General features: G+C 66.6%; 21 protein-coding genes. 9 read left to right on the top strand and 12 right to left on the bottom strand.

Going from position 1 to position 20,894, the window contains the following annotated elements; genetic code table 11:
• Nucleotides 1–88 precede the first annotated feature (88 nt).
• The 3 genes from P2T62_RS01500 to P2T62_RS01490 form a co-directional block, all read right to left on the bottom strand.
• Entirely contained in the window at nt 89–670 is a 582-nt protein-coding gene (locus P2T62_RS01500; RefSeq protein ID WP_276259722.1) for an NADPH-dependent FMN reductase, read from the bottom strand.
• Between the two features lie 84 nt (nt 671–754).
• The gene (locus P2T62_RS01495) at nt 755–1,549 is read right to left on the bottom strand and encodes a class I SAM-dependent methyltransferase (protein WP_276259721.1); all 795 of its coding nucleotides are present in this window, start codon (nt 1,547–1,549) and stop codon (nt 755–757) included.
• Nucleotides 1,550–1,667: 118 nt separating this feature from the next.
• A complete protein-coding gene (locus tag P2T62_RS01490) occupies nt 1,668–1,835 on the bottom strand; it encodes a hypothetical protein (protein ID WP_276259720.1) in 168 nt (55 codons plus the stop codon).
• Between the two features lie 412 nt (nt 1,836–2,247).
• Here P2T62_RS01490 and P2T62_RS01485 point away from each other — a divergent pair, with 412 nt between their 5' ends.
• Both P2T62_RS01485 and P2T62_RS01480 read left to right on the top strand, forming a co-directional pair.
• The gene (locus P2T62_RS01485; protein WP_276259719.1) at nt 2,248–2,916 is read left to right on the top strand and encodes a DUF7504 family protein; all 669 of its coding nucleotides are present in this window, start codon (nt 2,248–2,250) and stop codon (nt 2,914–2,916) included.
• A gap of 18 nt (nt 2,917–2,934) precedes the next feature.
• Nucleotides 2,935–5,118 (top strand): hypothetical protein, encoded by a 2,184-nt coding sequence (locus tag P2T62_RS01480; RefSeq protein WP_276259718.1) that lies wholly within the window; start codon nt 2,935–2,937, stop codon nt 5,116–5,118.
• On the opposite strand, the gene P2T62_RS01475 is transcribed toward P2T62_RS01480, so the two are convergent.
• Nucleotides 5,119–5,265, bottom strand: coding sequence for a DUF7503 family protein (locus P2T62_RS01475; RefSeq protein WP_276259717.1), 147 nt, complete (start codon nt 5,263–5,265; stop codon nt 5,119–5,121).
• Between the two features lie 192 nt (nt 5,266–5,457).
• On the opposite strand from P2T62_RS01475, the gene P2T62_RS01470 reads away from it, so the two are divergent.
• Entirely contained in the window at nt 5,458–6,222 is a 765-nt protein-coding gene (locus P2T62_RS01470; RefSeq protein ID WP_276259716.1) for a nucleotide-binding protein, read from the top strand.
• An 89-nt stretch (nt 6,223–6,311) separates the two neighbouring features.
• Here P2T62_RS01470 and P2T62_RS01465 read toward each other — a convergent pair whose 3' ends face one another.
• The 4 genes from P2T62_RS01465 to P2T62_RS01450 all read right to left on the bottom strand — a co-directional run bounded on the left by P2T62_RS01465 (nt 6,312) and on the right by P2T62_RS01450 (nt 10,953).
• Complete coding sequence (locus tag P2T62_RS01465; RefSeq protein WP_276259715.1) at nt 6,312–7,202, bottom strand: hypothetical protein; 891 nt, start codon at nt 7,200–7,202, stop codon at nt 6,312–6,314.
• Between the two features lie 178 nt (nt 7,203–7,380).
• Complete coding sequence (locus P2T62_RS01460) at nt 7,381–8,616, bottom strand: RNA-guided endonuclease InsQ/TnpB family protein (RefSeq protein ID WP_276259714.1); 1,236 nt, start codon at nt 8,614–8,616, stop codon at nt 7,381–7,383.
• Nucleotides 8,617–9,683: 1,067 nt separating this feature from the next.
• Entirely contained in the window at nt 9,684–10,427 is a 744-nt protein-coding gene (locus P2T62_RS01455; RefSeq protein ID WP_276259713.1) for a DUF429 domain-containing protein, read from the bottom strand.
• A 61-nt stretch (nt 10,428–10,488) separates the two neighbouring features.
• Nucleotides 10,489–10,953, bottom strand: a complete 465-nt coding sequence (locus P2T62_RS01450) for a hypothetical protein (protein WP_276259712.1) — start codon at nt 10,951–10,953, stop codon at nt 10,489–10,491.
• Nucleotides 10,954–11,228: 275 nt separating this feature from the next.
• Between P2T62_RS01450 and P2T62_RS01445 the strand changes: the two genes are divergently transcribed.
• From P2T62_RS01445 to P2T62_RS01420, 6 genes are all read left to right on the top strand, one after another.
• Nucleotides 11,229–11,960, top strand: coding sequence for a DUF8102 family protein (locus tag P2T62_RS01445; protein ID WP_276259711.1), 732 nt, complete (start codon nt 11,229–11,231; stop codon nt 11,958–11,960).
• 75 nt (nt 11,961–12,035) lie between these two features.
• Complete coding sequence (locus tag P2T62_RS01440) at nt 12,036–12,545, top strand: hypothetical protein (RefSeq protein WP_276259710.1); 510 nt, start codon at nt 12,036–12,038, stop codon at nt 12,543–12,545.
• A gap of 154 nt (nt 12,546–12,699) precedes the next feature.
• A complete protein-coding gene (locus tag P2T62_RS01435) occupies nt 12,700–13,701 on the top strand; it encodes a hypothetical protein (RefSeq protein ID WP_276259709.1) in 1,002 nt (333 codons plus the stop codon).
• Nucleotides 13,702–14,460: 759 nt separating this feature from the next.
• On the top strand, nt 14,461–15,294 hold the full coding sequence (locus tag P2T62_RS01430; protein WP_276259708.1) for a deoxyribonuclease IV: 834 nt from the start codon (nt 14,461–14,463) through the stop codon (nt 15,292–15,294).
• A 104-nt stretch (nt 15,295–15,398) separates the two neighbouring features.
• Entirely contained in the window at nt 15,399–16,301 is a 903-nt protein-coding gene (locus P2T62_RS01425; RefSeq protein WP_276259707.1) for a GAF domain-containing protein, read from the top strand.
• A complete protein-coding gene (locus P2T62_RS01420) occupies nt 16,301–17,008 on the top strand; it encodes a DUF7504 family protein (protein WP_276259706.1) in 708 nt (235 codons plus the stop codon). Before P2T62_RS01425 ends, P2T62_RS01420 begins: the two co-directional genes overlap by 1 nt.
• 37 nt (nt 17,009–17,045) lie before the next feature.
• Here P2T62_RS01420 and P2T62_RS01415 read toward each other — a convergent pair whose 3' ends face one another.
• The 4 genes from P2T62_RS01415 to P2T62_RS01400 all read right to left on the bottom strand — a co-directional run bounded on the left by P2T62_RS01415 (nt 17,046) and on the right by P2T62_RS01400 (nt 20,886).
• Nucleotides 17,046–18,605 carry a class I adenylate-forming enzyme family protein gene (locus tag P2T62_RS01415; RefSeq protein ID WP_276259705.1) on the bottom strand — a complete coding sequence of 520 codons (1,560 nt, stop codon included), beginning with the start codon at nt 18,603–18,605 and terminating at the stop codon, nt 17,046–17,048.
• Between the two features lie 119 nt (nt 18,606–18,724).
• Nucleotides 18,725–19,528 (bottom strand): helix-turn-helix transcriptional regulator, encoded by an 804-nt coding sequence (locus P2T62_RS01410; RefSeq protein ID WP_276259704.1) that lies wholly within the window; start codon nt 19,526–19,528, stop codon nt 18,725–18,727.
• 71 nt (nt 19,529–19,599) lie between these two features.
• Nucleotides 19,600–20,286, bottom strand: coding sequence for a DUF7095 family protein (locus P2T62_RS01405; RefSeq protein WP_276259703.1), 687 nt, complete (start codon nt 20,284–20,286; stop codon nt 19,600–19,602).
• A gap of 102 nt (nt 20,287–20,388) precedes the next feature.
• Nucleotides 20,389–20,886 carry a DUF4442 domain-containing protein gene (locus tag P2T62_RS01400; protein WP_276259702.1) on the bottom strand — a complete coding sequence of 166 codons (498 nt, stop codon included), beginning with the start codon at nt 20,884–20,886 and terminating at the stop codon, nt 20,389–20,391.
• Between the last annotated feature and the right edge of the window lie 8 nt (nt 20,887–20,894).

Genomic DNA, 20,894 nt, shown 5'->3' with positions numbered 1-20,894 from the left:
GACCCTCGTCGGGGGCTCACAGGGGGACGCCTACAGGTTTCCGGTCGGGCGAGGGGGACCAGGGGTGGAGACCCCGGGAGCCGGCGGATCAGTCCCCGGCCGCGCCCGGCGCGCCGGCCACCTCGGGGTACTGCTCGACGCCGGCGTACCGGACGAGTTCCTCGCCGAGGCGGCGGACCCGCTCGGCCAGGTCGGCGTCCGCGATGCCGTCCTCGCGGACCAGGGAGTGCGAGTCCGGGACCGCGACCTCTCGGGGCACGGTCCAGGCGTTCAGCGTCCGGCAGACCGCCCGGAGATGTGCCAGCGCCGGCCCGGGATGCGAACCGGCGGCCACCTCCACGAGGCCGACCGTGGCGCCGCCGAACTCGTCGCGGCCGAGGTGGTCCAGCGCGTCCTTCAGGGCGCCCGTGTAGGAGCCGTGGTAGTTGGGGGTGCCGAGCAACACCGCGTCCGCCGTCGCGACGGTCTCGGAGAGGGCGGCAGCGTCCGGCGGTGTCGGCGCGTCGGGGTCCAGCCGCGGCAGGTCCCGCTCGCGGAGGTCGACGAGTTCGGTCGCCCCGCCGGCGGCGCGCGCAGCGTCGAGCGCCTCGGTCAGCACGACCCGGGTCCGGCTCGCGTCACGGAGGCTGCCACACAGGGCGACGACGTGTGGTTCGGTCGTGGGGCTCATCGGGTCGGGCTAGCGGCCCGGTCACCAAAGGTACTCGCTGGAATCCATTCCTGTAGCGCGGCTGTCAGGAGGGTCGCGGGGCCGTCAGCCCCCGCCGACGTGGCCCACGACGACGTGGAAGGGGACCACCTCGCGGCGCTCGTACGCCTCGTCGCGGACCTGCCGGACGACCTCGCGGCCCATGTCGCGCCAGGACTCCCGGAGGGCGTCGAGTTCCTCCTCGCTGCCGGCCATCGTCCCCCGGCGCTCGCGGAGGTCGGCACCGCTGGCCTTCCGGGTCGCGGCCGCGACCTCGTGGTCGGCGTAGGGTGGTTCCACCACCCGTTCGTGGTCGTAGCGCCGGCTCCGGACGTCGACCAGTCCGGCATCCTCGAACGCCGCGCGCGCGTTCGCACCCAGCGCCACGTCCGTCTCGGCGCCCCGAAGGTAGCGTTCGCGGGCCCGGCGGGCGAGGGCGGCCTCGGCGTCGACGGTGGAGTCGACCGTGACGGCGGCGTTGTCCGGTTCGATGGCCGCCACGCGCTCGCGGGCGACGCGGGCGAACTCGCGCACGACGGCCGCGGGGTCGGGGAGGTTCACCAGCAGGGCCTGGCAGACGACCACGTCGAACGCGTCGTCGGGGAACGGCAGGGAGCGGGCGTCGCCACGGACGACGGGTCCCCCGTTCCGGGCGTGGGCCAGCAGTTCGGAGTCCCGGTCCAGCCCGACGACCCGGCCGGAGGACTCCTCCCGAAGGACCGCCGTGAGTTCGCCGGTCCCGCAGCCGACATCGAGGACGGCGGTGGCATCGCTCAGACGGAGGTCCGCGAGCGCGTCGCGCGAGTCCTCCCACATGCCCCGGCGGGTCTCGGTCAGGTAGTCGGCGCCGAACCGTCGCATGGCTCGTGGTGAGGTTGCGGGCCGGGAAAAGCGACGCGGGCGACGCGTCGGCAGCGGGCGGTCGCGCGGCTACCGGGTCTGGCGGTCGGAGAACGGTGCAGCGGAGCGGACGGACCGCTCAGGAGAGCTTCGGGACGAGGGGGGCGCCGGCCTCCTCGTCGCGGGAGAGTACACGGCCCCCGTCCTGTGCGATCGTCGGCGTCTCGTCCTCGGTGGACTGGCGGGGCATCTCCGGAACCATCGGTTCGATCTCCTGGGTTGGTCGGTCCGTCATGGTCGTTTGCATGGACAGGCGTGCTGTCCTCAATCCATCATGGATGTCCATGGGACATAAACCTTCATGTTCTTTCCTGCTAGTTCCGGCAACTATTGCACTATCCCACGCTCGCGACGGCCCGGAATGCGGACACACGTCGGAACCGGAGCGTGTATTCGCCGTCGAAATCGTGTGTTCGTTCGCTATTCCGAGCAGAGATGGACGCACGTTTCGGGATGAGGAACCGTGAGAGACCATCGGTGAGCGCGCGCGAGTGCTGCTGGACGGACAGCGAACGGTGGGGTGGTCCCGGCCCCGTTCAGCGTCCGGCGGATCCACGTGGCGCCCATCCGAACCCTGCCTCCATCCACGGGCAGGGCGTTTGCAGGCTCGGAGAATCGTACCAACGCTTATTTTCTCGTATCGAGAACGACGGGTAACCATGGGTCCAGAGGGACGGGGGGACGAGTTCGGCGAGGCACTCGCGGAGTTGCGGCGGTCCGGCAGTGCGCTGCTGGTCGCCGGCGCGGTCCCGGATCGACTCCACGGGCGGACGTGCGACGAACTGCTCGGTACCGGCACCGACGAGCGGTTGTTCGTCCGGGCCAGCACGGGTCCGGGGTCGGCCATCGAGCCCGGGATCACCGACCGGGTACTGGAGCTGGATGCGGCATCGCGGGGGGCCGCCACGGCCGGGGCGTCGGCCAGCGGCCCGGGCGACGTCGCGAGCGAGTCGCGTGACGGGGTTGTCGGGGTCGGCCCCACGCTGGCGGCGGCTGGCGACGCCTTCGAGGCGGAGCTCGCGGCGCTCGACACCGCCGCCGGCCAGGGCCCACGCGTCTGTGTGGACTCGGTTCTGCCGCTCGTCGAGACGGCCGGCGAGGAGCAGGCATTCCGGTTCCTCCATCTCCTCACCAGCCGGGTCCGCCAACTCGGGGGGACCTGCCACCTCCACCTGCCGCTGGGGGCGGACAGCGAGACGGCGCGGACCTTCGCGGCGCTGGTCGACGCGACCGTCGAACTCCGCCTGACCGACGACCGGCCGGAGCAGCGCTGGCACATCCACGGTGCGGACGTCCGCTCGGACTGGCTCTCGCTCCCCGGCGAGTGACACCCGGAACCCACATCCATGACACGTAACGGCTCACCCGGCGTCTCGTTCGAGGCCGCGACCGAGGAGCCGGGGCTCCGGGTGCTCGACCCCGTCGACAACCACCAGTACCAGCTGGACACGCCGGCGCCGGTCGACCCGGCACCGGCGTCGGTCGACCGGTTCGCCTACCCGGTGGACGCGGCGGTGGCGGTGCGGACCACCGCCATCCGACTCCCGACGGCGACCAACGTCTACGTCCGCGACCCGGACGGGGCGCTGGTGGCGAGCGTCGAGCACCTGGAGGAGGCCACGCTCGATCCCGGGCCGTACACGCTGGAGCTGCTGACACCGGTGAAGTGCTACATCCGTCTCGACTCGACGGTCGACCTCCAGGCCGACTTCACCGAGACACGGATCGACTTCGGCGACGAGACGGACATCGTCGTCGGTGCGCGCTCGCGACGGACCCAGCCGGCAGCCACGGTGACGACGACCACGGACCCGGCCGACCTGCTGGCGACCGTCTCCACGTTCGGTTCCGCGCTGGGTACGACCATGCCCGAGCGGTCCTACCCGAGCCTCCGCGGGCATCCGCCGGCGGTCGAACTCGGGGACGAACTCGACACGTGCGGGCTCGAGCCGCTGTCGAGCGACGTCCGGCTCGAACTCCCGGAGACGACCGAGGCGGCCCTGACGGCCGCACCGCTGGCCTACTACCTCGGCGCCGAGGTGCGTCCCGCCGATGAGGCACGCATCGTCGCCGACGGCGCCGTCCACCCGCTCTCGGACGCGACCGGCGCGGGCTTCGAGCGGACGGTCGAGGAGGCGCTGAAGACGCTCTTCTTCATGGACTGTCTCACCCGCTACGACGGGGCGTACGGCCACGGACGCCGGCTCCACGAGCGCGAGACCCTGACGGGGGAGCTGGGCCTCGACTTCGACTACCTCTACCACGCCGACCACGCCGAGCGGGTGCGGCGCTACCTGACGGTCCCGTACCGGACCATCGAGCCGCACCTCCCGCAGTGGAAGGTGGCCGCGACCGCCCGCCCCGCCGGGACCGCCATCGAGACCCTCCCGTTCCTCGTGGACGACCTCGCGCTGGTCCGGACCCCGAACCGCGCAGCCGGCGAGACCGGCAGTGACGCGGAGTCGGCACAGGCCGAGGCGGTCGCGTCGTTCCTCTCGGACGACGGCTCGGTCCGGGCAGCCGACGGGTTCACGCGGGGGCCGAGCGCGGGCGGGTTCACCCGGAGTTCCTCGTCCGGCAGCGGCGGGGGGGTCGCCGCCGCCAGCGACACCGACGACCTCTCGTTCGTCAGCCCCGAGCCCGCCGACGCCATCGAGCAGGTGTGGGTCGGGGAGGGCATCCCGTTCGGAGCGAGCGAGGCCCTCCTCACGGCGTACCGCAACCGGCTGGGCCGCGAACCCGGCGATGGTGAGATCGACATCACGGTCGTCTGCAACGACGCCGCGATGGACGAGGAGACCGACGTCGAGGCGGTCTACGGCCAGCGTGACATCCTCCCGTTCGAGGTCGAGCTCCGGCACGACCTGTCGACCGACGAGCTGGCCGACCTGCTCGACGACGACCACGACTTCCTCCACTACATCGGCCACGCCGAGCCGGACGGCCTGGTCTGCGAGGACGGCAAACTGGACTGCAGGAACCTCGACGGGGTCGGTGTGGAGTCGTTCTTCCTCAACGCCTGTCGCTCCTACCGACAGGCCCGCGGACTCATCGAGGCCGGTGCCATCGTCGGTGTCGGGAGCCACAGCGACGTGACCAACGCCGGGGCGGTCGGTCTCGGCCGGACGATGGCACGGCTACTGGAACACGGATTCCCGTTTGCCCCTGCGCTTAAGATTGCGCAGGAGCACCACCCAACGGGTCAGCAGTACATCGTCGTGGGGGACGGCGGTCTCTCGGTCGTCCAGTGTACCAGCGGGACGGCAGTCCTATGCGAGGCCGGGCGACTGGACCAGGAGCGCATCTCGCTAACCGTGAGCGGCTACCCGACACCGACACACGGACTCGGGACCGAATTCATGCCCTTCGTAAGCCAGGCGGAGAACACCTACTACATCTCCTCGGGACGGATAGACACGTTCGAACTCTCGCCCGCAGAAGTGCACGATTTCTTCCAGCTCGGTTCACCGCCCGTGCGCACGCCCGACGGGCTCGTCTGGGGCGACGCGTTCGATCCTGAAGACCTCTGATTACGGCCCGGCTCCGGAAGTCCCGACTCCTGCGACTGCACTCCCGGCCTGACTCAGCAGCAGCAGCATGGTGAACAGGACGCCGGACATCCGCGGGTGCTCCTTGAGGTACGTTGCGACCGTCTTCTCCGCATCTTCTGAGTTCATCGCATCCTAAACTTATCGCTGATTGTATTGAAATTAATTAAAAGAACCCGACAGGACGGACGCGTAATAAGCGTTTGCACTACCGCACTTATCCCAGGGACTTAATTGTTGGTACGGGGACACATGTCAGACGTGGGGCGGACGCCCCCTCGCGCCAAAATTTTATCAACGGGACCGCTGGAATCGGGCGTAATGGTCGAGGCGGTGGCTGTCGCGAGTGGGAAGGGTGGAACTGGCAAGACCACCACCACGCTCGCGCTGGGGATGGCGCTGGCCGAGGAGCACGACGTGACGGTCGTCGACGCCGACACGGGGATGGCGAACCTGCTGTTCCACGCGGGGCTCGGGGACGCCGACACGACGCTCCACAACGTGTTGCTGGGCGACGCGCCCGTGGACGCCGCGACCTACGACCGGTTCGGGATGCGGGTCGTCCCCTGCGGCACGTCGCTGGCGGCGTTCGAGGCGGCCGACCCGGAGCGGCTGCGCGAGGCCGTCGCCGCGCTCGCGCGGGACACGGACATCCTCCTGCTGGACTCGCCGGCCACGCTGGGCTCGAAGAGCGCCGTCCTGCCCGTGGTCCTCGCGGACCGCACGGTCGTCGTCCTCGAACCGACCATCCCGGCGCTGTCGGACGGGCTGAAGGTCGGCGAGTACGCCACCGCCTACGGGACGGACGTCGCGGGCGTGCTGTTCAACAAGATCGAAGGCTCGGTTGATGACGAACTCGTCGAGCGTGCCGAGCGGCACCTCGACGCTCCGGTTCTCGGCACGATTCCCGAGAGTGGAGTCGTGCCCGGGGCAATCGAACAGGACATACCACTCCTCGCACACGCCCCCGAATCGGCCGCCGCTCAGGCATACCGCGCGGCGGCTGACCGCTTCGAGGTGCAGGATAGCGATGCTGGGACGATCGCCAAGCACGCACGGAGTGCAATCCAGCCACAGCAACCCTGACTCGCTCCGCTCTCGACTTGACTGCCAGGAGTACTGGTCCAGCAGGGCGTGGTCTGTCGCTCACTCCCGCCGGGATAGCTGTAGACAGCTTACTGGCTGTCTCCGAATGGCCCGGGCCGAATTCGAACATCGTAGTGCTGGGGAAGGTCGTCGAGCGTCACCCGGATCAGTAGGGGGACCACGCGCTCGTCATCGAGCGCAGTCAGGGCGTTCATCGCTTGGCGTTGACTCCGCCCGAAACTCGCGTTATCGTGTTTGACCTCGATGGGGTAGACTCGCCGAAGTGCCCGCTCTTCGCGCTCGTGGGAGAGTTCGTCCGGCGACAGCCGGTGTTCGTCCGCGCCTGCCTGGCCTGTGTCTCGTCGTTCCGACTCGATGCTGTTCCACTCGGTCCGGTCGTAGACCGCGAAGACCGCATCCGGGACCCACGAGTGATTGCTCGGCGTCTCGATGGGTGTGAACTGGTCCAGCGAGGTGCCTTTTCGGAACTGCAGGGCTTCGTTCTCCACACCGAGGTCCCGACAGGTGTAGTGGACGATCGGTGTGGGTCGCCGGCCGACCCCAGCAATCAGTGCCTGCGCGAGTGCTCCCACTTCGTTGCCGCGCGCTTGGACGGACCACCCATCCGCTGGCGCCCCCCGTTCGGCGGGGGCAGGTTCGGGTGGCCGTGTTCGGACCACGTAGTAGTCGTACCTGTCCTCGTTCGCGGCGGCGGATTGGAGTTTCACCTCCTCGTTCGTGATGAGGGCTGCCTCTGCTGCAGCCACAGACGGATAACTGAACGAGCCGCTGCTGGTCGTCCGTTTCTCCAGCAACTCGGCGTCGGTCTTCGCTGCCTCCCGCGTCAGCTTGACCAGCACCCGGTTTCGATCCGTGACGCGGTCGCCTTCGGCAGCACCACTCGAGGCAGTCTCGGTCGAATCGTCGTTGCTGTTCGCACTCTCGAACGACGAATCCAGCGTCCGTTGGTCGTCAGTCATCTGGAACTCCCCACCACGACATCGCTGACACGACGACTGACCAGCCTATGTAGCTGATGGTGGTCGTACTCCACGGCAGGGAACGCCACTTTGGACTTGCCACGCCTCAGGATACGTTGGATTGCGCTCCGGAAAGGGTGGGTCCCCACGAACCTTGATCAACTGTCCTGAAGAGGACTTATCCGTGGACCGGCGTCTCAGCCCGCTCATCGGAATCGGGGTGGAACCCCTCCTCGGGGCTGATGGTCCCGGATTTCAGGGCACATTGACTGGCGCCCGTCCGGTGTGACGACGTGTGGCCACACCGGACTGCTCGGAGGCCGATGTTCTTCGCAGCGTTGTAATCAGCGTGGACCTCGTAGCCACAGGCCTGACAGTGGAACCGGTCGCGCTGGGGGCGGTTGGCGGCAGCGACGTGGTCACAGTCAGTCCGCGAACACCGGCGACTCGTGTTCCGTGGGTCGACGGTACACACGCGAATGCCGTGCGATTCGGCCTTGTACTCGACGTAGGTGACCAGTTGGTCGAACGCCCACCGATGTAACATCTCCGCACCGGGGAGGCGGTCGGTAATCCCCGTCAGGTCCTCGAACGCAATCACCGTACAGGAGTGGTCACGGGCTTCCTCGACGATGCCGTTCGCGACGCGGTGCAAGTCGTGCTTCGTGCGGCGCCGATCCCGCCGTCGCATCCGCGTCAGGGTTCGGTGGGCGCTCCGCGTGCCGGTCTCCTGCAAGCGTCGGTGCCGCTTCGTGACTTCCGCCCGTCGGTGCTCCAGTTCACGACCGGCGAAGAACCGCCCCGTACTCGTCACGGCGAGGTGCTCGATACCCAGGTCGACCCCGAGAACCGTTCCGTTCTCGGCAGCCGCCTGTTCGGTCGCCGGGGGAGACCGACGGAACCCGAGGTGCAGATACCACTCCCCATCCCGGATTGTGAGCGTGCTTTCGGTCACCTCCCACTCGTCGGCATCGAGGTACTGGTACTGATAGCCGTCTTGGTCATCGGGCAGGACGAGGTCACACCGGACGCGACTCTCGACCGTTGCAAGGGAAACGGTGCCATCGTCGAACAGCGTCATCGTCCGCGAGTCGTACCGGACCGTCGGCGCGGAGAACTCCGGCTTCGACACGGTGCGGCCGTTCTCCGCTCGCGTCTCACAGGCGCTGATCGCCTCGGCCGCCTGGTGGGTGGCGAGGATTGCGTGTTGGCTTCCGAGCCCGGTTTCGTCCCTGATGGTATCGTAGGCGCGTGACTGGAGGGCACGCTTGCTGGAACAGCGTGGCCAGCCCTTCTCGACCGCGACCTGACATCCGCGCTTCCACGCCGTGACCGTCCGTTCGAGGAGCTGGTGCTGTTGCTCCTCGACGGCCAGCCGCGTGATCGCCGTCCGGCGGATGTAGTCGTCGGTCACACCGCCGTTTGGTCCCGTTTTCGTACTTAAATTTCAGCGGGGAGGTCGTGCTGGAGACAGTCCCGACGCGACTCCAGTTCTCGGCTGCACACCACCGTTTCAATTGCACAGCGAGTCGATGTCCCACAACATAGCCGTGTGAAAAGACGTGTGAATCTGCGGCTCCAGAACGGGGTTACAGAGGCAGGCTATCACGAGCATCTTTCGCAGTCGACTACCTTCGAGAATCGCCGATAATGGGTCGTTACACTCCGTTTGCAGGCAGTCCGCTGATGTAGCCGACGTATCGGAACTGCAGGTGTAGCACCAGCTATCCCCTAAACCGGCGTACACTCGGTTCTGCATGGCGAAATTCGCAGAATCGAGAGATTGAATCTGAGCGAGCTATTCGATTCGGTATCCCCCATGAGTGGCAAAGAGGCGGTCTGTGAGGTATGAATTGCCCGTCTGCCACTGGCCGGTGTGCCGCTGCAATCTCTGAATACTGACTGGTCGTTCTCCCGAATATAGACGATACACTGCCTCTCGATGGCGAATCTGTGTGGCAGCCGCGACAGGACTCCCCAGCGGTGAGTAGAACAGGAGGATAGAATCTCTATCGAGAGCGGTTCTTCCGGAGGAATTCAATCGGGTCGATCAGTGTCTATTCCGGATCACGTCATGAGATATTCACAGGCGGTTTCACGGCGTTTGTTGTGGAGTCTGTCGGACCTGTGGACCCCCCCGTGATTCCCCGTCGGAAGGTGCTGTAATCGCTCTCCGGGCCGATCTGACAGCTGAGACGGGCGCTAACGGGAGCTGTTATTCTCGAATGTGAGCAGCATGCTTACCGAATCAGCAGAACTGCCGAATACGGCGCTCTCCGGACAGAATGGCGTTTCCGCGCGTTACCCGGTCCGCTATCGATCGGTCGGTAATTTCCTGTATCGTCCGATTTCGCCATCGAAATGCTATGTATCCCCGAAACGGAGCTGTGAATCCGATCGTTCCGAGGGGGAGCCCTCATCGGTTCGGCTCCGGTTCATAGGGAGAATGGATGCATTGTGGCTGGCGAATCGGTCCGATCATCACCGCTTCATCTCGGGGTAGATGATCTCCATCGGAAGCCCCAGCTCGTCATCTTCTGCTGGGTCCTCGGGGAGGTGTGGATACGTCTGGTCTGTCTCCCGAGAGCCCAGCTCAAGTTGCTGTGCTGTGTAGGCGAGGACGGCCGCGTCGAGGAGGTCGTCGCGTTTGCCTACCGAGATCCGGTCGTGCCACTCGGTTCCGTCCTCGCGCTCGGTCAGGACTGTGTCGATACGCTTGTGGAGCGCTGGCGCATCCGCGAGGAGTGCGAGCCGCTCGTCCCGCCCGTCGTTCGTGTCCTTCGGCGGGAGCGGCTCCGTGGCCAGTTTCGCGAAGCAGACCTCGGGATGACTCTCATAGACGTGGTCGGTCGCATCCTCGTTCTCCTGCAGGAAGACATCGACCTCCCGAATCCGTGGGAACAGCCACCAGCTCTGGCTGGCGAGTGTGTCCCCGTTCAGTTCCCGGGCAGTGTCGTAGTCGTCCGTCTCGACGACCTCCCTGGATGGGATGGCGAACACGGTACTGCGTCGGGGGCCGAGGACATCCATCGCCGCCTCATCGCAGGCTCGGGTCCCCCTCTCTGGGAGGCCAATCGGGATATCGACGAGTACCGACGCTGCATCGTGCCCGTGTTCGTGCCAGACGTTGAGGAACGACGGTTCGGTGGTGACGGTCGGTTCGTCACCGGCCGCGACGACCAGCCAACAGCTGCCGGCCCAGTCAACACCTAGGTAGGTGGCCATGGTGGTCGCTCTCGGGCGAGTGCTATCGCTTCTGGGGACAGGGGGATTCCAATCGCCTCCTTCAGATATCGAACCGGCGAACGACACGGTCGATGGGTCGATCGTCGCTCACCCGCCAGAACCCCTGTGGCCAGAACGAGTCCTTGTAGCCCAGAATGTCGTTGACGACGTCTGGGGCCACGTCGATTTCGTCGTAGTCCTCGATGGCATAGACATCGAGGGCTGGCCCACCGTTCCAGTACTCGTCGCGGATGTACTCGGTGTGTGCCATCGGGCCCACGCGTCCCGTGGCGGTGTAGCGGCTCTGCGAGTTGCGGTAGATGAGTAACGGGTCGCCGCGGTCCATCCGTTCGAGGTTGCGCCGGTTGCGCTCCCACGAGCCCTGTGCCGGGTCGGTGCGGACACCCCATACTCGTGCCCGCTTGGGGAAGTCGCCCGGGCGCTCGTCCCAGTCCGCGAGATCGACCGGCTGGGCGAGCGTGCGCTGGAAGGATTCCTCGTCGACGGGGACCAGCCAGAGGTTCATACCGACTCACATCAGGGATAGTCGAAAAAGGTGGCTCTGGGGGCCCTCCAAATCGATGACCGTTCGACGTGGGCGTGACTGGCCCTATTCCGCGAGTCGGCCACTAATCGAGCATCACTCTCAGCAGTTGCTATGAACGGCCAATAATGAACTCTATGTGCTTACTGCGAACGTCAGTCTAACCCAGCCGACCAGTTCGTCATCGGATTCCGGTGACGATATTACATAAATGGGATTTCCTTTTACAACCCGGCCACCTGTCACCAGGTGGGTCGATGACAACACAACAAGAAAGACCGCGAGGGATACTCACACCCGACGACCGGGCGTACCTCGCGGGACAGAAAGACCTCTCAGACGGGGCTGAACGTAATACCCGACAACGGATTAGAGAACGAATCCGAAACAGCCTGTTTGACGCCCGCCTGCTCTGGGAGTTCCTGCCCGAGAACGATCTTGAGCAAACCTTCTACCCCGACGACGAGGACGAACGACATCGGATACGGTCATCGTCCCAGTACGCACTGTCTCTCCTCATCCTTGGGCTGTGGATGAATCGCGACCCTCACCCAGAGCGTCTGGAAGACGCAATCACACAGGCGTTCTACGCTAATAACAAGCTGGCCAACGTCAATATCGAGATAGAGACAGAGCCGGTTCCTACTGGCGATCTGCTGCTGGCAACACTGAAGCACAAAGAGGAGCGAATACGGGAGATTCAGGAACGACTCAGAACCGAAGAATTGCGAGCAGCTGAAGAAGCGGCACTGAAAGATGAACTCGAGCAAGAGTTCGAATACGTCTACCTTCTGTTCGAACGAGCTCTGAAAGACCCGACAGTCGATGCGGAAGCTCTGTCGAAGATTCACCTCCTCGATGGCTCTGAGCTCACTGCGGAAGGCATCGAAGAGCACCAGAAATTGTGGACTGAAACAGTTCAGGAACGAGAACCGCTCCCGGTGATCGTCGACAAAGAACACGGCGTGGGAAAAGAGGACTTAGAATGATAGACCATACCGACACCAGGGAACAAGAACAGTACGAGAACAATCTGAACGGAGCTCGGGAGGAGGAACAGTAGAATGGGATCCACACGAAGCATTTCGTTCCGGAAACGAGACGAAGTCGATGAGATCTACACCTTCCCTTACGAAGTCCAGCAGTCTACGCTGCAGATACGGAATGCAGCTGTCATGGTAGAATATCTGGATGACGGTGACGTCCTGATTATCGCCGCGAACCTGCCTGGCGTGGCTGGCTACTTCGACAACTATCCCGATGTAGAGGGAGAGGACAAGAAACGGAGGCACAATCTTTCACACGAACTCGTGCCGTATGCCGAGGAGCACCTCTCAGAGTACGATCCTAAGACAAGTACATCGAAGGCTAACAGTGGGAACAGAGCGATGGAGGATATCTACGTTACCGTTGCTGAGGAGCAACGCGACGAAGTCGTGATGAAGATGTGGCGGATTCTGAACCATCTGAAAGAGCGGTACATCGAGTCTCTGCAGGAAAGCGACGAAAGCGAGTATTATGACTATCCGTCGCTGGAAGGGGAAGTTCTGGATATCTCCAAGAGAATATGCTAAGATTCGGTTCGGAATTCCGCTAACCTTCGGAATCAACATACTGGCGGGCGGAGAACCATGTTCTATTTATCGGATAAGTTCGTATTCTGAGCGTTTCAAGAGGAGCAAAGCATTGCCCCCGGAGTGTTTTACTCCGTCTCTCTGTACCCCACTCATGCCGAATCCACTGTTCTCGACGTACACCCAGGGCGAGAACCGGGTCACCTCGACGCTGATGGCTGTCCTCCAACACATCAACAACCAGCTCGCGGAGGATATCCTGGAGGCACTGATCGACGAATCCGACATCTCGCTGGTCTCGTTTGACAATCAGGTGACGGGCGTCGCGTCGGTCCCTGATGCCGCCATCACGAGTTCGACCGCGCTCTGGTTCGAGACGAAAACGCGTCGCGGGGCCGTTGATCAGGACCAGTTGGCGGCCCACCTAGAGGTACTCGACGAGGGGTCGGCGGAGCTCCGTCGACTGATCGTGCTGACCCCGGATCCCGACCGGCCCGAGGCGGTCGCGGCGCTCGACGATGACCGCGTCGTGTGGGCGAACTTCGATGCGGTGGTCGGTACCATCGAGGCGGTGCTCGACCGCGACGTGGGAAGCGCTGAGGCCAGCCTGTCCGTCCCCACGGAGCGCGAAGCGTTCCTGTTGCGTGAGCTCAGTCGCTTCCTCTACGACGAAGACCTAGTGAGTGGGCAGTCCGACCGGGTGCTGGTCGTGGCGGCTCGGAAGGCGTGGCCCGAGTACGAGCAGTACGGGCTCTACTTCTGCCAGCCGCATCGCTCGTTCAAACCCGTCGCGCATCTCGCCTTCTACACCGACGGTGAGATCAAGCCTGTCGTCCCGCGAGTGACGGGCTCGGTCGAGCGCGTCGTGTTGACTGCCGAGGGGGTCGCGGAGTGCGATGCGTTGTCGGCTGCTCAGGAGACTCGACTGCAAGAGGTCGTCGCGGAGTTGCGTGCGGCGGACTCCGAGCGATACGGGGAGGCAGAGAAGGTGCTCTTTCTGGCGGACGGGGTCGAGCTCGAGGGGCCGATTCCGAACGACAAGACCGCGAGTGACTCCGACCAGACCGTGGCGTTCGTGCAGGGCCATCGCTACGTCTCGTTCGCCGCGCTGACGGCTGAGCCTGCTGCCACGACTGCGCTGGAGGGCTCGGACTGACGGGCCTTGTTTCGTGTCGAGCGGCTTCTGGTCCGTAGCGGTCGGTGTTGAAAGCCCCCAGCGGCTCGACCGGTTGCGACTCGCTGCGCTCCTCGTGCGCCCAGTACTCCCGGACGTCTTGGGACTCAAGCGAGGCGAAGTCGGTCATGGGGCCTCATTGGGTGATGAGGGTGTTAACTTCTTATCGTGGCCACGGTCACCGCTGTTGGTGGCATCTAGTCGGAGCAACTCGCCGCCATCGATATCGAGGGCAACGCCTGCGAAGGGGTCGATACCGACTCGCCGGCCAGCGAGAGAGCCAGCCGCTTGAGCTGGCGACTCCGTTTGAAATCGAGAGACGACATCCCCAAGCCGATGCTCCGGGAGGCGGGCCAGCAGCTCCCGCGGTGCCGGACTACGTGGATGGACATAGCAGAACCCGGGCCTACCCTTCGCGCACTGCACACACCTCCCGTGGAGCAGCGTGGTCTGTCGTTCGGGAGTCTCACCCTCGAGGTAACAGTCACTCGAAAGCGCTGCCGCCGAAAGCGATAGCCCCGTTTCGGGACTGTCCGGATGAGGGTCGACGGACACGGACAGCGAATCTGTGGCCATCACCAGGGGGTATAGCTGTGCCCTCCAATTTGAACTTGCAGGGAGACTCGCCGGGCGGGCAACGATACGATTCCCCGGCTGAGTGATTCGCACCCGTCGGAAGGGGGCCGCCACCGCCTCGCCGCGACCGGAAGGCACTACCCGCCCGCAGTCACACCCCCGGCCATGCTCAGAGTCGGCGCACACACCTCCATCGCCGGTGGTGTCCAGAACGCGGTCGAGGAGCAACTGGAGTACGACGGCAACTGCGGGCAGATCTTCTCGCACTCGCCGCAGGTCTGGGCCGACCCGTCCATCGAGGACGACGACGCCGCGGCGTTCCGTGACCTCGCCGCCGAACACGAGGTCGGCCCGTGGGTCATCCACTCCTCGTACCTGGTCAATCTCTGCACGCCGAAAGAGGACCTCCACGAGAAGTCGGTCGCCTCGATGCAGACCGAACTCGACGTGGCCGACCGCCTCGACATCGACTACGTCAACGTCCACCTCGGGGCCCACACCGGCGCCGGCGTCGAGGGCGGCCTCGAGAACGCCGTCGCGTCGTTCGACGAACTCGACGTGCCCGACGGGGTGACGATCCTCGTCGAGTCCGACGCCGGGTCCGGGACGAAGCTCGGCGGGCAGTTCGAACACCTCGCGTACGTCTGCGACGAGTCCCGTCACGACCTGGAGGTGTGTCTGGACACGGCGCACATGTTCGCCGCCGGCTACGACCTCTCCACACCCGAGGGGGTCGAGGAGACGTTCGCCGAGTTCGACGAGACGGTCGGCACCGAGCGGCTCGCCTGCGTCCACCTCAACGACTCGAAACACGAGTGCGGCACCAACAAGGACGAGCACGCCCACATCTGCGAGGGCCACATCGGCGAGGACGGGATGGCCGCGTTCGTCAACCACGACGCCGTCGCGGACGTACCGTTCGTGCTGGAGACGCCGACGGAGGACGGCCGGAGCTTCGCCTGGAACATCGAGAGGGTCCGGGAGCTGTACGAGGGCTGAGCGGTCGACAGTGAGGGGTCCCCGTCGCGGGCGTCCTCGCGCCGTCACCGCAGGGCCCCGAGCGTTTATGCCGGGGGCCACGCGAGTACGCACCGTCAACCGGCATGAGCGAGGCAACCGTCCTCTGTGTCGACCCCGACGACGGGCCGGACGGGCCACGGGCCCGGCTGGCCGCGGAGCCGGAGCTCTCGGTCATCGGGAGCGATTCGGTCGCCGGAGGGAAACAGCAGTTACAGGAGACCGACATCGACTGCCTGGTCACCGAGTTCGATCTCCCGGACGGGACCGGGCTCGACCTCGTCAGGTACGTCCGCGACCAGGCCCGAGACATCGGGTGTATCCTCTTCACCGCGGCCGACCGGGCGACGGTGACCGAGGGGCTCGAGACGCCGCTCGTCGTCGAGTACCTCCACCGGGAGAGTCCCGCGGCGGCCGACCGGCTGGCGGCACTCGTCGCGGTGACCGTCCGGCGCCGCACCGGGACCGCCTACCCACTCCCCGACGACGAGTCCGCCCGGCTCGCCACGCTGACGGGGCTCGACCTCGAATCGGAGGCGCTCGCCGCGGCACTGGACCGCATCACCGACCTCGCGGTCCGGCATTTCGACCTCGAACGCGCGTCGGTCAACATCGTCGGGGAGTCGACACAGGAGGTGCTCGCCTGCGCCGGTCCCGACCTGCCGTCGATGCCCCGTGAGCAGTCCATCTGCACGTACTCCATCCTGAAGGAGGGGGTCACGGTCATCGAGGACACGGCGACGGACCCCCGATTCGCCGACAACGAGGCGCTGGCCGAGTACGGCATCCGCTTCTACGCCGGGGCGCCGCTCCGGACCGACGAGGGGCTCCCCGTCGGGACGCTCTGTGTCTACGACGACGAACCGCGGTCGTTCTCCGAGGCGGAGGCGTCGTACCTGGAACTGCTCGCGGCCTCCGCGGTCGAGTGGTTCGAGGTGTACGGCCGACTGGCCCAGCACGAGGCCGCCGCTGCCGGGGGTGACACCTGATGCCCCAGGGCTCCGAGGCCTTCCGCTACGAGTTCCAGCCCGGCATCCCCCTCGAAGCAGCCGCGCCGGGGACGAACCTGCTGGTCAGCAGTCCCTCCGGCGTGCTCGCTCGCGAACTCGCACTCGACCTCCTCGCCGCGGGGTCGGGTCAGGAGTCGCTGTTGCTGGTCGCCGCCGACCTCGACGGGCGCGGCCTGCTCGACCGGCTCGACCGCCCCGCGCGCTCGGTCGACCGGTCCCGGCTCGGCATCGTCGACTGCACGGGCCCCGGCGACCGGGACGAGGAGCGGTTCACGACCCACGGTGAGCCCATCTCGAACCCGGGCGACCTGACCAGCATCGAGGTGGAGTTCTCGCTGCTCTACGAGAAGATCGCCGCGGAGGCCAGCCACGTCCGCATCGGGCTGCTGTCGCTGTCGTCGCTGCTGGCCCACGCCTCGCTCCGGGAGGTGTCGCGCTTCGTCCACATGCTGACGGGTCGCATCATCGCGACGGACGACCTCGGCGTGTTCGCGGTCGACGCCTCGCTCACCGACGAGCGGACCGTCGAGACGCTGAGCCACTTCTGCGACCGTCACGTCCAGGTCCGGAACGGCGGCGACGGGGGCGTCGAGCTCCGCGTCGACGAGCGGATGGCCGAGCCGGGCGCGTGGGCACCCCTCGACCATGCCGTCGGCGGCGAGGACTGGGACGCGTCCGTGAAGTAGGCGGCGCCGCGGCCACTCTGCCCCCCGCGCTCGGCAGCTACCCGCCGTACTCGTCCCGCAGCGCGACCTTATCGAGTTTCATCGTCGCCGTCTGCGGGAGCGGGTCGTCGCGAACGTGGATCTCGCGTGGGACCTTGTAGTCGGCCAGCGCGCCCCGGCAGACGGCCTCCACCTCGTCGGCGGTCACGTCGCCGCGGACGATGGCCGTCACCTGCTCGCCCAACCGCTCGTGGGGCGTGCCCACGACGGCGGCCTCCCGGACGCCGTCGAGTTCGTAGATGACGTCCTCGATCTCGCGGGGGTAGACGTTCTCCCCGCCGGAGATGAACATGTCGTCGATACGGTCGTCGAGGAAGAGGTGACCGTCCTCGTCGACGTGACCGATGTCGCCCGAGCGGAGCCACTCCTTGCTCTCGCGCTCGGCGGCTTCGCCGCCTCCCCCAGCCTGCTCCGGAGGAGCAGGCCGCTCGACGAACACCTCGTCGTTCTTCTCGGGCAGGTTCCAGTAGCCCTTCATCACGACGTCGCCACGCCAGAGCAGCTCCCCCTTCTCGCCCTGCGCGACCGCCTCGCCGGTCTCGGGGTCCTCGATGCGTCCCTCGGCCCAGGGCCCGGCCACGGTGCCGATGCTGCCCGCCTTGTAGACGTCCTGCCCGGGCCTGTTGCCCGCGGCACCGAGCGTCACCTCGGTCATCCCGTACCCCTCGTAGAGGTCACAGCCCAGCGCGGCCTCGGCCTCGGCGATGCGCTCGGCCGGCATCGGCGAGCCGCCGACGTTGAGCGACTCGAACGCCGACAGGTCGTACCCCTCGGTGCCGTGCTCGAGCAGGTCGAGCACCATCGTCGGGATCATCATCGTGTAGGTCACGTCGCGCTCGGCCATCGTCCGGAGCGCGAGTTCCGGGTCCCACTCCGGCAGGAAGTGGTTCTCGGCGCCGTGGACCAGCGACGGCGTCGTGGTCGCGTTCAGCCCGGAGGCGTGGAAGCACGGCGCGACCGTCAGGAACGAGGTGTCGGGACCGTACCCCATCAGCGCGCGCCCCCCGCGCGCGTTCGCACCGAGGTTCCCGTGGGTGTGCTGGACGCCCTTCGGCCGGCCGGTCGTCCCGCTGGTGTAGAGAATCTCCGCGACCGCCGAGTCCAGCCGCGACTCGATCTCGAACGACTTCTCGGCGTCCGCGACGAGGCCACCGTACGGCGTGGTCCCCTCGGGCACCTCGTCGCCGACCACGACGAGTTCGGCGTCCAGCGGTTTCTCCGCGAACGCCGGCGCGGCCTCGTCGAAGACGGCGATGGCCGCCGGGTCGGCGTCGGTCACGACGTGGGCGATCTCGGCCTGCCCGAACCGGAGGTTGATGGGTACCGGGATGGCGCCCAGCTTCATCGCCCCCAGGTAGCTCGTCAGGAACGTCGTCAGGTTCGGCAGGAACAGCGCGACGCGGTCGCCCGGCGCCACACCCAGGGCCGCGAGCCCGTTCGCCACCGCACTCGTCTCGGCGTCCAGTTCGGCGTAGCTCATCTCCCGCTTCGGGTCGGTGATGGCGAGTTCGTCGGGCCGGTCCGCGGCCTGGAACTCGACGTGGTTCGCGAAGTTCATCGGAATCCGGGGTGCATCCCCACCCGACGCTGTGGCTGCCGGGCACTTGTTTATTATCGGTGAAATGATACGAACCACGTCTGTGGCACACGCCGTGTCGAGACACACGGTGTGTGGCGTCACTCGGCGAAGTCCTCGGGCGTCAGCCGCCGGGCGTTCTCGCGATGCTCGTCGTAGACCGACTGCACCCACTCGTGGACCGGCTTCGCCCGCGTCTCGATGCCGACACGGATGTTGCCCGCCTCGTCGTAGCCCGAGACGGTCGCGATGTCGTCGAAGTTGGCGACCTGGGTGGTGAACTCCGCGATGTCCTCGGCGAGGTAGTACTCCGCCCCGGCCTCCAGTACCTCGCGCGCGAGCCGTCGGGACTCGGGGTCGCTCCGCGCGGCCTCGTAGTAGGCCTGCGAGACGACCACCTCGAACTCGGTCCCACGCTCGACGATCTCGTGGTGGAACGGCTCGGCCACGACGGTCGTCGCGGTGCCCGCGGTCGCAGTGCCCACGACGCGGTCGGACTGCCGGATGAGCCGTTTCCAGTGGTCGACCGCGCCCAGCGTGTCGAACGTCTCCGGGTCCGAGACCAGTCCCTCGCCGAGCAACCGCAGGTCGAACGGCAGCTCCTCGAGCGGCAGCAGGTCCCGAACCGGCCCGAGCCGACAGGCGAGGTCCATCGAGTCCTCGAAGCGGGCGTAGTCCTCGGCCAGCATGTCGCCGAGCCGGGTCCGACGGTAGCCGTCCCCGGTCTCGACGACCCAGCCACGCTCGGTGAAGTCCTCCAGCACCCGCCCCACCGTCACGTCCGTTATCCCGGTATCTGCCACCAGTTCGCGCTCCGTGTGCGCCCCCCCTGCGAGGCTCTCCAGCACGTCGACGCGGTTCTCCGACCGCGTCAGGAAGCTGACTGCCTCGAACGCATCCACCATATCGATACACGTGGGTAGCAGAGATTAAATCCGACGCCGGCGGGGGACCGACGCGAGCCGCCGGCTCCGTGCTACACCACGTCGCCACGAACGGTCTGCCCGTCGCGCTCGCGCCGGTGCGCGCGGAGTTCCGCCGCCGCTTCCGCGGCCTCCTCGGGCTCCATATCGAGCATCTCCAGCGCCTTCGACAGCGTCGGGAAGACGAACTCGCCCTCGCGCAGTTTCCGGAACGCCTCGTCGCTCCGGACGCCGCCGTCCTCCCCGGCGACCCAGAGGCACGCGGCCCGCGGGTCGAGCAACTGCGTGTAGTCCTCGCGGGCGCGGGCACCGCGCAGGCGCTGGGTGACGTTGTTCTCGAAGCCGGTGTTGCACACTTCGAGGTGGACGGGTTCGCCGCCGTCGCCGAACAGGTGCGCCGCGAGGCACTTCTCGGGGGCGGCGTGGCCGTTCGCGTTCGCGCGGAGGTGCTCGGGGTACTCGTCGGCCCACGCCGCCGAGACGGTCTTGCCGACGCCCTGCACGCCGTGGCTCTTGCGGAACTCCTCGTCGCGCTCGGGCGCGTCCTTGAACAGCAGGTCCTTCGTCAGGTACACCTCCAGGCGCTCGACCGGGTCGACCCCGAGGACGAGGTCGCCGGTCACCCACACCTCCCGCACGGGGACGGGCATCCGCTCGGTCTCGACGGTCTCGACCAGGTCGTCGAGCCGGTCGACGGCCGCCTCGCGGGACCAGCCCTCGCCCGCCGCGTCGTCTGTCATGGTCGCCGGTAGTCACCCGAGCCACAAGTCTCGCTCGGCTCCTGGCGACTGGTCGGTCGCCCCCGCGGATACTCACCCCGGGGCGGCCTGCTGTCGCCGTGCTCACTCGTCCCGGCGGACGTACAGCGTCTTCTCGACCTCGGCGTGGACCACGCCCTCCTCGTCGACGAGTTCCACGTCGTACACCCGGTCGGTCGACTCGCCGGGGGCGAGTTGCTCGCGGATGGCATCGGTTTCGGCCTCGGGCAACTCGAACTTCGCGTGGAGGGTTGACTCGCCGGGTTTCCGGAAGTGGATCTCCGCCGATTTGTCCCAGACGGTGAAGTCGTCACCGAGGGTGCGGATACACATCAGCATGTAGATGGGGTCGACGGCGGCGTACATCGAGCCGCCGAAGATGGTGCCGACGTAGTTGCGCGTCCAGAGCGAGCGTGGGACGGCGACGTGGACCTCGCGCCAGTCCCGCCGGATGTACGTCACGCGGCCGCCACCCAGGCGGTAGGCGGGAAAGCAGTTGAACAGTCGGCGCTCCAGCCGCGTCCGGAGGGACTCGTCGCGCTCGCCCGGGAAGGGGCCGTCGTGCTCGCTCGTGGCAGCCATCGGTCCGT

The organism is Haloglomus litoreum, from assembly GCF_029338515.1.
GTDB lineage: Archaea > Halobacteriota > Halobacteria > Halobacteriales > Haloarculaceae > Haloglomus > Haloglomus litoreum.
Note: the sequence above shows the minus strand (reverse complement) of the source record. Positions and strands in the feature narration are given on the sequence as shown.